A 9,560-nucleotide genomic window follows, 5' to 3' on the forward strand; every position below is an offset into this window, starting at 1 on the left:
GTTTCATCCACTGGATGCGGTCGCCGCCGCTGCCTTTGCTTACTTTTCTTCCAGAAAAGTAAGAGAAAGGGGAAAGATGGAGTATTTTGAGATCGGGAACGGGGTGCAGATGCCGGCGCTGGGCTTTGGAACCTGGACGCTGCGGGGCGAGGAAGGCCGCCGGTGCATCCGGGAAGCTTTGGAAGTGGGCTACCGGCTTTTGGACACTGCCCGCATGTATGAAAACGAGGACGTGGTGGGACAGGCCCTCCGGGACAGCAGCCTGCCCCGGGAAGAAGTGTTCCTGACCACCAAGCTGTGGGAGCCCAGCAACAGCTACCAGAAGGCGAAAGCGGACATTGACCGCTCGCTGAAAACTCTGGGAACCGACTATGTGGACCTGCTGCTGCTCCATGAACCCTACCCCGAGTCGGAAGAAATGTACCGGGCCATGGAGGAGGCTCTCCGGGCCGGAAAGGCCCGGGCCATCGGGGTGTCCAACTTCAACCAGGAGGAATACGACCGCCTGGTGGAGCGGTGCAGCATCCGCCCCGCCGTGAATCAGGTGGAATCCCATGTGTATTATCCGCGGTTGGCGCTGCAGAAGGCTCTGGCGGCCCGGGGTACCCGGATGCAGTCCTGGGCGCCCTTCACCGAGGGACGGCGGGATGTCTTTCATGAGCCGGTGCTGATGGAGATCGGGGCAGCCCACGGCAAAACCGCCGCCCAGACGGCGCTGCGGTATCTGGTACAGAACGGCATCGCCGTCATCCCCAAATCCGCCCACCGGGAACGGATGGAGGAAAACTTTTCGATTTTTGATTTTGCCCTCACCGGGGAGGAAATGGCCCGGATCGGGCAGCTGACGGACGGGGCATCCCTGTTCGGCTGGCCCTGAGGCCGGGCCGCTGCACACCAAAACAGGCACAGAAGAAAGGACGGGTAACCATGAAACAGTATCTGGCGTTTGACATCGGGGGCACCTTTATCAAATATGCCCTCATGGGGGAGGACGGGAGTTTTCTGGAAAACGGCAAGACCCCTACCCCCGCCGACAGCCTGGACCACCTGCTGGACGCCATGGCGGAAATCGGGGCCCAATTCGAGGGAAGATTTGAGGGCGTGGCGGTGTCCATGCCGGGGCGGATTGACACCGCCACCGGCATCGCACACACCGGCGGCACCCTGATGTACATTGACGCCACCCCCATGGGCCAGCTGCTGGAAGAGCGGCTGCACAAGCCGGTGCGTCTGGCCAACGACGCCAAGTGCGCCGCCAACGCCGAGGTCTGGAGCGGCGCGCTGGCGGATACCGCCAACGGCGCGGTTCTGGTACTGGGCACCGGCACCGGCGGGGCCATCGTCCTGAACCATCAGATTTGGATGGGCAATACCTTTGCCGCCGGAGAACTGTCCTTTTTGCCGGTCCACTTCGCCGGGCTGGGCCGGATCTTCAACCGGAACGTTCAGGACAGCGGCATGGGGTCTTTTTGGGCCTCCTATGCCTCGGCCAGCGGCCTGCTGAACGCCTATGCCAGACGCAAGGGCATCCCGGCGGAGGAGCTGGACGGGCTGAAATTCTTTGCCGCCTATGACGCCGGCGAGCCGGAGGCCGCCGACGCGCTGGCGGAGTTCGGCGAGATGACCGCCGCCGGCATCTACGGGGTGCAGTCGGTGCTGGATCTGGGCCGGTTCGCCATCGGCGGCGGAATCAGTGCCCGCCCCGAGGTGACCGACATCATCCGCACCAAGCTGGATGCGATTTACGCCGCCGTTCCCTTTACCGCCTTTGCCAAGCCGGAGATTGTCCGCTGCCGCTACGGCAACGACGCCAACCTGATCGGCGCCCTTCGGTTTTTGCTGAGCAGCATCTGATCCAACAAGAAAAGCGCCCCGGTGCCTTGACGGCATCGGGGCGCTTGTGCGTTTCAGGAAATTTCAGCGGCACTGGTCATGGTAGGGGCAGTGGGAAGAACAGCCGGCACAGCCGCCGCCCTGCTTTTTGCGGCGGCGGATGCGGGCCAGCGCCCAGCCCAGCCACAGGCCCAGAGCCAGCAGAATCAGTGCAATCACAAGGAGGGAACCCATGGGCGCATCCTCCCGGTTACAGGATCAACATGCCGACCTGGTAGACCAGGAAGGTCACCACCCAGGCCACCGCCAGCTGGAAAGCGGCGGTAAAGACCATCCAGGTCCAGCTGCCCGATTCCTTGCGGATGGTGCCCAGGGCAGCGGCGCAGGGAATGTACAGCAGGCAGAAGATCATCAGGCACAGGGCATTGAAGGAGCCAAAGCCGATCCCCTCCAGGGCGGCGGCAAAGGCGGACATGCCGGCGGGGGAGCTGGCGTTGACGATGCCGAACAGCACCGCACAGCTGGACACCACCACTTCCTTGGCCGAGATGCCGGCGATGAGGGCCACCGCAATCTGCCAGTAGCCCAGGCCGATGGGGGCAAAGAAGGGGGTGAGGATTTTGCCCAGAACGGCGCCGAAGCTGTCGGCCATGTCGGGGGTGTAGCCGCCGGGGCCGAAGTTCAGCACCACCCAGATGATGAGGGTGGCAATGAAGATGGTGGTGCCGGCCTTTTCCAGGTAGTCCATCACCTTTTCCCAGACGTAGATGGCCACGGTGCGGGCGTCAGGGAGCTTGTACTCGGGCAGCTCGATGATAAGGTAGTTGGCGTGATCCTTTTTGCGGTCCAGCAGGTGGAGCAGGGCCGATATCAGGATGGCCACCAGGATGCCGATGAGGTACATGGAGTAGGCCACGATCATGGCATGATCCCCAAAGAACATCTCGGAGAACAAAATGTAAATGGTCAGCCGGGCGTTGCAGCTCATGAAGGGGGTCACCAGCATGACCTTGAGCCGGTCGTGCTGGTTTTCCAGGGCGCGGGAGGCCATGATGGCCGGCACCGTACAGCCGAAGCCCAGCAGCATGGGGATGAAAGCCTTGCCCGACAGGCCCATCTTGCTCATGATGCCCTCCATCACGTAGGCCACCCGGGCCATATAGCCGCTGTCCTCCAGCAGAGCCAGGCAGAGGAACAGGATCAGGATGTTGGGCAGGAAGGTGACGATGGTTCCCACGCCGGCGATGATGCCGTCCACAATCAGGGAGGTGAGAATGTCCCCGGCGTGGATGGCGGTGAGGCCCGCCAGGGCCCCGTCCGAAATGGCCCCGATGGCCAGTTCCAGATAGCCTTTCAGCCAGTCGCCCAGGGTGAAGGTCAGGAAGAAGATCACCGCCATGATGCCGAAGAACACCGGAATGCTCCACACCTTGCTGGTGAGGATCTGGTCGGCCTTTTCGGTCAGGACGTCCTGGCGCTCCTTGTGGATCAGGACTTCGTCGATGATCTCGCCGATGAAGTCGTATTTCTGGTTGATGATGTCCGACTCATAGCTGCGGTCCAGCACCTGGGGCAGGTCCACCGGATATTTCTGGGTGATTTCCTGGTCTCCCTCCAGCAGCTTGATGGCGTGCCAGCGGTAGTTGGTCAGGCTGGGGTACCGGTGCTGTAGTTCGGGGATGATCTGGTCGATCTTGTCCTCGATGGTGTCGGAGTACACCATGGTGTATTCCGTGTGATGGTCGTGCTGGTGGTGGGACTCGGTTTTGTGCTGATGGACCAGCGGGTCGGGACCGGTGCTGTCCTTGTGGTGGGCCGCTGCGTGAAGCAGAGCGTCCAGGCCCCGGCGCTGCCGGGCCGACACCGGAATCACCGGCACGCCCAGCATCTCGGGCAGGCGGTGGAGGTCGATCTCCATGCCCCGCTTTTCCACAATGTCCATCATGTTCAGGGCCATCACCACCGGCTTGCCCAGCTCCAGCAGCTGCAAGGTCAGGTACAGGCCCCGTTCCAGAGCCGAGGCGTCCACTACGTTGATGATGACGTCCACCTCGCCGCTGAGGATGAACTGGCGGGACACCGTCTCCTCCATGGTGTAGGAAGTCAGGCTGTAGGTGCCCGGCAGGTCCACCAGGTGGATGTTGAGGCCGTGGTGCTTGATGGCGCCCTCCACCTTTTCCACCGTGACGCCGGGCCAGTTGGCCACCTTCAGGTTGGCGCCGGTGTAGGCGTTGAACAGGGTGGTCTTGCCGCAGTTGGGGTTGCCGATGAACCCGATGGTCATTTCATGCTGTTCAGGCATCCAGCTCACCCTCCCTTACTTCAATGTTCTGGGTAATGTTGTACCCCAATGCGAAGCGGGTGCCCCGCAGTTTGATGATGAGAATTCCTTTTCCTTTCCGGTTCAGCACCGAGATGGGGGTCTGGCGGGTCATCCCCAGAGCCTCCAGCCGGCGCTCCATCTGAAAGGGCAGATGGATGCTCTCCACAATATAGGTCCGCCCAATCTGCGCGTCCTTTAAATACATCTTTCACACCTCCCAATCGGCGGGAGTTGTACGCGTTTAACTTCCGCCATCCCTTATATTACAAAGAAGAACCCCATTCGTCAATGGGGGCAAACCGTTTTCTTTGGGGGAAAGAGCTGCCCGGCGGCGGAAAATTTCACCCTTTGGGGATGCAATTTCCCGGCGGGGCCGAACGTATCCAGAATAAGAGCTAGGAGGCGGCGCAGCCGCAGAAAGGAGAAACCCTATGGCAGTTCAGCGCAGAAAAAAGGCCGGGGCGGCTGCCCTGGCCCTGGCAATGGTGCTGTGTACGGCCACCGCCTGCGGGCCGGCCGGCCCATCCAGCCAGGAAACCTCGGAATCCCAGCCGGCCCAGGTCCAGGTGGAGCCGGAATCCACCGAGCCCGGCGAAGTCACCGACGGGGAGATCATCGCTTATTTTGAGACATTCCAGCAGGCGGCGGCCGCAGGAGAGCGGGAGAAGGTGGCGGAGATGTTCCTCTACCCCAAACAGCTGCAGCTCCCCGGCCAGGAACTGACCTATGTGAACTCGGCGGAGGAGTTTCTGCCCTATTATGACCAGGTGTTCACCGCGGAGTTCCTGGAACAGATCGCCCAGATGGAGCCGGACGCCTTTGTCCGGGAAGGCTCCACCATCGGCTGGGGAGACGGGGCCGTCTGGGCCCGGACCTACGACGGCCAGCTGACCATGGCGTCGGTCTTTGCCTCCCGGGAGGACCGGTATCTGGCCTACTATGAAGGCAACGACAACGAACTGGAAGCAGAGGGCCAGACCAGCCCCGCTTCCCCGGCACAGCCGGAATAAGACATCCCATGCCCCCGGCCCTGGCCGGGGGTTTTGCATTGAGCCCGGAAAGGGAACAGGGAAACGCCCGCTTTTCCCGCAAACGCAAAAAAGCACCCCTGAAGTTCTGTGACTTCAAGGGTGCTGTGCTCTGGAGCTGCTATCCAGATTTGAACTGGAGACCTCATCCTTACCAAGGATGCGCTCTACCAACTGAGCTATAGCAGCATATGGCGACCCGGATCGGGCTCGAACCGACGACCCCCAGCGTGACAGGCTGGTGCTCTAACCAACTGAGCTACCGGGCCATACTCTCTGATGGCCGCCGGCGTCTGACCGCCGGAACGTGACTTATTATACCAGCGCGGGGCGGGATTGTCAAGCCTGAAATGCAAATTTTTTTGATTTTGCAGAAATTGAACGAAAACATACGAATCAACGAAAAAGGCCTCCCCGAAGGGAGGCGAAAAAACCGGAAAGAGACCTCAGCGGGCCTTGCGCTGGAGCCTGCAGATGAGGGCGGGCACCAGGGCGGTGACGTAAAAGGCCAGCAGAGCGCAGCTGACAAAGGCGGCCCAGAGGGGGCCCATGATGCCGGTCAGAGCCAGGGGCAGCAGCTTGTAGATCAGCAGCATGGGCAGCAGGGCCAGAGCGGCCAGGATAAACTGCCCGGCGCTGCGGTGGTCGGTGGAGAACTGGAGCCACCGGCGCTCGATGAGCCAGCCGGGGAAGAAGCCAAAGACCATGCCCGCCGCCATGAAGCCGTCCTCCTTCATGATTTCGGGGTCCACCAGAAGGACGCCGTTGACGTAATCCATGGGATAGCTCTTGCACTCAAACCAGAGGACGGCGGCCAGGGCCAGAACGGTACCCACCGCCGCCACCTTCAGGTCAAAGCTGGGCTGACGCTCCAGCCGGGCCAGGATTTTGCTGTTGAGCCACAGGTAGCCGCAGGTTAAAGCCAGGCTGACCAGGACATCCTGGGGGGTGTGGACCCCCAGATAGTTCCGGGAAAAGCCGGTGAGCAGGATCATAACCGCCATCAGGACCGCCAGCCAGCGGCGCTTTTTGCCGTACCACAGGCCCACGCTGCCGTAAATGGCGGCGGCGCTCTGGGTGTGGCCGGAAGGGAAGGAATAGCCGGTGGCGGTGTCGATGGCGTTGGTGACCGGCTGAATGCGGGGGTCTCGCACCCAGGGGCGGTAGACGCAGGCGGTGAGCTTGAACACCTGGACCAGCAGACTGCTGCCCACATAGTTGAGCATCAAAAAGCTGCCGAACCGGCGGTCCACCGCCCAGAACACAAAGGCCGCCACAGCAATGGTCAGGGAACTGGCGGCCAGTTCGCTGATCAGTTCCATCGCCGGGGTCAGCAGCCAGCCGGCTGCCTCCCGCAGGCGCTGCAAAAGCAGCAGATAGGCAAGATCCATAAAACGCCTCCTTGCGCTTGAAAAAATACCCGCACCCTCCCTGCCGGGGAGAGTCTGGGTCAAACGCCGGGCGGATAAAACAAAAAAGCACAGCGCCGGCTGGCACTGTGCTCTTGGCAGGGGTAGTAAGTCTCGAACTCACGGCACGCGGTTTTGGAGACCGCTGCTCTACCAACTGAGCTATACCCCTATACACCCGGCATTCGTCGAATGCCAGATTATTATAACCAATCTTTCGGCAAATGTCAAGAGTCTTTTTCGGGCAAATTTCGATTTTTTGCGCAGGCGCAGGCGCCGCCAGAGGCCTCCGCCATACTTTTGGCGATGTCGGCCAGGGTGACGCTGTCCAGATACTGGTTAATGACCTCGTCCAGTCCCGCCCAGAAGGGCAGGGTGGCGCACTGGTCGGACAGCGGGCAGGCGTTGGTTTCGCTCTCAAGGCAGGGGATGGGGGCGACGCTCCCCTCCATGGCGGCGATGATTTCGCCGGCGGTGGTTTCGCTGGGGTCCTTGACCAGACGATAGCCGCCCTGGCTGCCCCGCTCGCTCTTGACCAGGCCGGCCCGGGCCAGCGGCGTCACCAGCTGTTCCAGGTATTTCAGGCTGAGGCGCTGGCGCTCGCTGATCTCTTTCAGGGGCATGGCACGCCCGGTGCCCGAGCAGGCCAGCTCCGCCATCAGGCGCAGGCCATACCGGCTTTTGGTGGAAAATCGCATCCTTGAACCTCCTTGTCTGGATGTGTTCAGTATAACACGGGGAGGGAAATTTGAAAAGCCTTGTGAAAACAAAAAAGGTTTGTTATCATAAGATGGAAAAGAAACGAAAGAGGAGGAAAGAACAATGGTTCAAAAGATTACCCCCGCCGCAGCGCGGCGGATGATGGAGGCGGGAGAGGCCGTCCCGGTGGATGTCCGGGAGCCCTCGGAGTACGCCGCAGGCCACATTCCGGGGGCGCGGCTGCTGCCCCTGGGCAGCGTCCGGATCAAAGCGGCGGACGTGATTCCCGATCAGGAGGCCGCCTGGCTGATCTATTGCCGCAGCGGCCAGCGCAGCGCCATGGCGGCGGCCCAGCTGGAGGCCATGGGATACCACAACCTGTACGATCTGGGCGGCATCATGGCCTGGCCCTACGATGTGGAACGCTAAGATGAATCAATCCCTGTCAGGGGAAACGAAAGCAGAAAGGAATGGGTGAAGGGTATGGCCTACCATGCCAGAGACTTTGCCGGGAGCCATTGCGGCTGCCGGTACCAGCAGGACTACCGCCCCACGCTGGGCCGCGACGGAAAAAAGGAGTCGGGCACGCTGGAAGTCATCAAGTTTTATTATGACGGGAAAATCCGGTTTGAACAGCACTGCTACGGCGAGGCGGCCACCTTTGTGTTCGGCGCCTGGGCCGAGCGGATGGATGAGGACGGCACCCTTCATTGGCTCCGCCCCAAAACCGGCTACTACAATGAGGAGTATCTCCCCAAAAAGCTGACCAGGGTGGATGAGGCGGGCAATCTGTATTTTGACGGCACCGTCTATCCCTGGAAGCTGGCGGACGACTTCACCGAGGACCCCCGTTGGGGCTATCCCCGCTGGAAGGTGGCCCTGGGCAAACTGACCGGCCGGGGCCGCGGCTGACCGCCCTGAATCCCTGAAAGAAAACGGACCGCACCCCTGCCAGAGCGGGAGAGGGCGGTCCGCTGTTTTTGTCTCTTACATATAATAGGGAAAATCAGGACAAAGCCAAACGGTCCAGGATGGGGGCAAGGACGTCCAACTCGATTTGACCCGGGGCGCTGGCCTTGCCGGCACAGGCAAAGGTCATGGCCGAGCCCATGGCCTCGCCGCAAATCCGGCTGACTCCGCCCAGAGCCCCCATGCTCATGGTGATGACAGGGGTTTCAGGGTGGAGATCGGCCATTTCGGCGGTGGCTTCCAGCAGAGCCAACACGTCCCGGCGGTTCTGGGGCATAACGGCCAGTTTGGGCAGATCTGCCCCGGCGGTCTGCATGGCGCAGAGGCGGGATACCATTTCCGCCCGGGAGGGAGTCTGGGCAAAGTCGTGGCTGGAACAGACCACCTTGACCCCGTGGGCGTGGGCCTCTGCAATCAGCCCGGGCAGTGCATCCCCGGCGGGGAGGAACTCAATGTCCAGCAGATCGGCACAGCCGCTCTCCCAGACCCGGCGGCAAAAGGTAGTGTATTCTTCAAGGGAGGCGTCTGCCTCGCCGCCCTCGGCCCGGGTGCGGAGGGTGACCAGAAGGAGCGTATCTCCCAGCACCTGCCGCAGCCCGGTGAGACAGCGGCTCAGCGCTGCGCTGTCCCGCCATCCCTCAAACCAATCGGCACGGAATTCCACGCAGTCCACTTTCAGACCGGCAAACGCCTGGCCCTGTTCCAGGACGGCGGACTCGGTCTGCTCCACAATGGGCAGGATGATTTTGGGCCGGCCTTCTCCAACCCGGCAGCCCCGCACAGTGATACAGGACATGATAACCCACGCTCCTTTTATTCTATATATTCTATAAGATCATGCCGCCCGTCCCAAAAGAGCGTTCGCGCGGCGGAGATATTCCCAGGGATCCGTTGAGGTAAAGCAGTTGGAAAGGAGCCCGGCGGCCTGCAAAGCAGGCGGGGCCGGGACTCTCTTACTTATATAGAGAATACCTGTATCATAATGGGGGATAGGGGGCGTTGTCAAGAAAGTTTTCCGACTTGCAAAAAAGTTGAAAAAAGGGGTTGACAAAAAGAGGGAAAGGTAGTACTATATGTGAGCGCCCTGACGGGGCGGCCCACAAAGCGAAAAGAACTGAAAAACACTTCAAAAAAGTGCTTGACAAGTTTGAAACGCTGTGGTAAAATAAACAGGTCGCCGGCCGAGAGGCTGAGCGGACAGGACCTTGAAAATTGAACAATATCGAATACTTGTAACGGAACCTTTAAAGTGTTGGAAACACTTAAAATTCCAAAAAGTAATTCTTACAGGACGCAAGC

Annotated in this window: 11 protein-coding genes and 3 tRNA genes; 5 read left to right on the forward strand and 9 right to left on the reverse strand. The window is 60.9% G+C overall.

The window, feature by feature from the left end; genetic code table 11:
- Positions 1-76: 76 nt before the first annotated feature.
- On the forward strand, positions 77-877 hold the full coding sequence (locus tag B5E67_RS05710) for an aldo/keto reductase (RefSeq protein ID WP_087383789.1): 801 nt from the start codon (positions 77-79) through the stop codon (positions 875-877).
- Between the two features lie 50 nt (positions 878-927).
- The gene (locus B5E67_RS05715; protein ID WP_087383792.1) at positions 928-1,854 is read left to right on the forward strand and encodes an ROK family protein; all 927 of its coding nucleotides are present in this window, start codon (positions 928-930) and stop codon (positions 1,852-1,854) included.
- A gap of 63 nt (positions 1,855-1,917) precedes the next feature.
- On the opposite strand, the gene B5E67_RS05720 is transcribed toward B5E67_RS05715, so the two are convergent.
- Genes B5E67_RS05720 through B5E67_RS05730 form a run of 3 tightly spaced genes read right to left on the reverse strand, consistent with a single transcriptional unit; the run spans position 1,918 to position 4,361 of the window.
- On the reverse strand, positions 1,918-2,067 hold the full coding sequence (locus B5E67_RS05720) for a FeoB-associated Cys-rich membrane protein (RefSeq protein WP_087249636.1): 150 nt from the start codon (positions 2,065-2,067) through the stop codon (positions 1,918-1,920).
- 16 nt (positions 2,068-2,083) lie between these two features.
- A complete protein-coding gene (gene feoB / locus B5E67_RS05725) occupies positions 2,084-4,135 on the reverse strand; it encodes a ferrous iron transport protein B (RefSeq protein ID WP_242956798.1) in 2,052 nt (683 codons plus the stop codon).
- Positions 4,128-4,361 (reverse strand): FeoA family protein, encoded by a 234-nt coding sequence (locus B5E67_RS05730; protein ID WP_087249634.1) that lies wholly within the window; start codon positions 4,359-4,361, stop codon positions 4,128-4,130. The genes feoB and B5E67_RS05730 overlap by 8 nt, the downstream gene beginning before the upstream one ends.
- Positions 4,362-4,587: 226 nt before the next feature.
- Here B5E67_RS05730 and B5E67_RS05735 point away from each other — a divergent pair, with 226 nt between their 5' ends.
- Positions 4,588-5,166, forward strand: coding sequence for a hypothetical protein (locus B5E67_RS05735; RefSeq protein WP_087383796.1), 579 nt, complete (start codon positions 4,588-4,590; stop codon positions 5,164-5,166).
- Positions 5,167-5,297: 131 nt separating this feature from the next.
- Here B5E67_RS05735 and B5E67_RS05740 read toward each other — a convergent pair.
- The 5 genes from B5E67_RS05740 to B5E67_RS05760 all read right to left on the reverse strand — a co-directional run bounded on the left by B5E67_RS05740 (position 5,298) and on the right by B5E67_RS05760 (position 7,291).
- Positions 5,298-5,373, reverse strand: a tRNA-Thr gene (locus tag B5E67_RS05740).
- 3 nt (positions 5,374-5,376) lie between these two features.
- Positions 5,377-5,453, reverse strand: a tRNA-Asp gene (locus B5E67_RS05745).
- 177 nt (positions 5,454-5,630) lie between these two features.
- The gene (locus B5E67_RS05750) at positions 5,631-6,575 is read right to left on the reverse strand and encodes a phosphatase PAP2 family protein (protein ID WP_087383800.1); all 945 of its coding nucleotides are present in this window, start codon (positions 6,573-6,575) and stop codon (positions 5,631-5,633) included.
- Positions 6,576-6,689: 114 nt separating this feature from the next.
- Positions 6,690-6,765 (reverse strand) — tRNA-Trp (locus tag B5E67_RS05755).
- Between the two features lie 55 nt (positions 6,766-6,820).
- Entirely contained in the window at positions 6,821-7,291 is a 471-nt protein-coding gene (locus B5E67_RS05760) for an Rrf2 family transcriptional regulator (protein ID WP_087383803.1), read from the reverse strand.
- 124 nt (positions 7,292-7,415) lie between these two features.
- Between B5E67_RS05760 and B5E67_RS05765 the strand changes: the two genes are divergently transcribed.
- Together B5E67_RS05765 and B5E67_RS05770 are read left to right on the forward strand one after the other, a co-directional pair.
- A complete protein-coding gene (locus tag B5E67_RS05765; protein WP_087383806.1) occupies positions 7,416-7,721 on the forward strand; it encodes a rhodanese-like domain-containing protein in 306 nt (101 codons plus the stop codon).
- A 54-nt stretch (positions 7,722-7,775) separates the two neighbouring features.
- A complete protein-coding gene (locus B5E67_RS05770; RefSeq protein WP_087383810.1) occupies positions 7,776-8,204 on the forward strand; it encodes a hypothetical protein in 429 nt (142 codons plus the stop codon).
- Between the two features lie 94 nt (positions 8,205-8,298).
- On the opposite strand, the gene aroD is transcribed toward B5E67_RS05770, so the two are convergent.
- A complete protein-coding gene (gene aroD, locus B5E67_RS05775) occupies positions 8,299-9,057 on the reverse strand; it encodes a type I 3-dehydroquinate dehydratase (protein ID WP_087383813.1) in 759 nt (252 codons plus the stop codon).
- Positions 9,058-9,560 lie beyond the last annotated feature (503 nt).

Source organism: Faecalibacterium sp. An122, from assembly GCF_002160895.1.
Taxonomy (GTDB): domain Bacteria; phylum Bacillota; class Clostridia; order Oscillospirales; family Ruminococcaceae; genus Faecalibacterium.

Bases quoted from the DNA above. Each gene is read 5' to 3' on its own strand.
- B5E67_RS05710 (WP_087383789.1), top strand. From the start codon at position 77: ATGGAGTATTTTGAGATCGGGAACGGGGTGCAGATGCCGGCGCTGGGC.
- B5E67_RS05715 (WP_087383792.1), top strand. From the start codon at position 928: ATGAAACAGTATCTGGCGTTTGACATCGGGGGCACCTTTATCAAATAT.
- B5E67_RS05720 (WP_087249636.1), bottom strand. From the start codon at position 2,067: ATGGGTTCCCTCCTTGTGATTGCACTGATTCTGCTGGCTCTGGGCCTG.
- feoB (WP_242956798.1), bottom strand. From the start codon at position 4,135: ATGCCTGAACAGCATGAAATGACCATCGGGTTCATCGGCAACCCCAAC.
- B5E67_RS05730 (WP_087249634.1), bottom strand. From the start codon at position 4,361: ATGTATTTAAAGGACGCGCAGATTGGGCGGACCTATATTGTGGAGAGC.
- B5E67_RS05735 (WP_087383796.1), top strand. From the start codon at position 4,588: ATGGCAGTTCAGCGCAGAAAAAAGGCCGGGGCGGCTGCCCTGGCCCTG.
- B5E67_RS05750 (WP_087383800.1), bottom strand. From the start codon at position 6,575: ATGGATCTTGCCTATCTGCTGCTTTTGCAGCGCCTGCGGGAGGCAGCC.
- B5E67_RS05760 (WP_087383803.1), bottom strand. From the start codon at position 7,291: ATGCGATTTTCCACCAAAAGCCGGTATGGCCTGCGCCTGATGGCGGAG.
- B5E67_RS05765 (WP_087383806.1), top strand. From the start codon at position 7,416: ATGGTTCAAAAGATTACCCCCGCCGCAGCGCGGCGGATGATGGAGGCG.
- B5E67_RS05770 (WP_087383810.1), top strand. From the start codon at position 7,776: ATGGCCTACCATGCCAGAGACTTTGCCGGGAGCCATTGCGGCTGCCGG.
- aroD (WP_087383813.1), bottom strand. From the start codon at position 9,057: ATGTCCTGTATCACTGTGCGGGGCTGCCGGGTTGGAGAAGGCCGGCCC.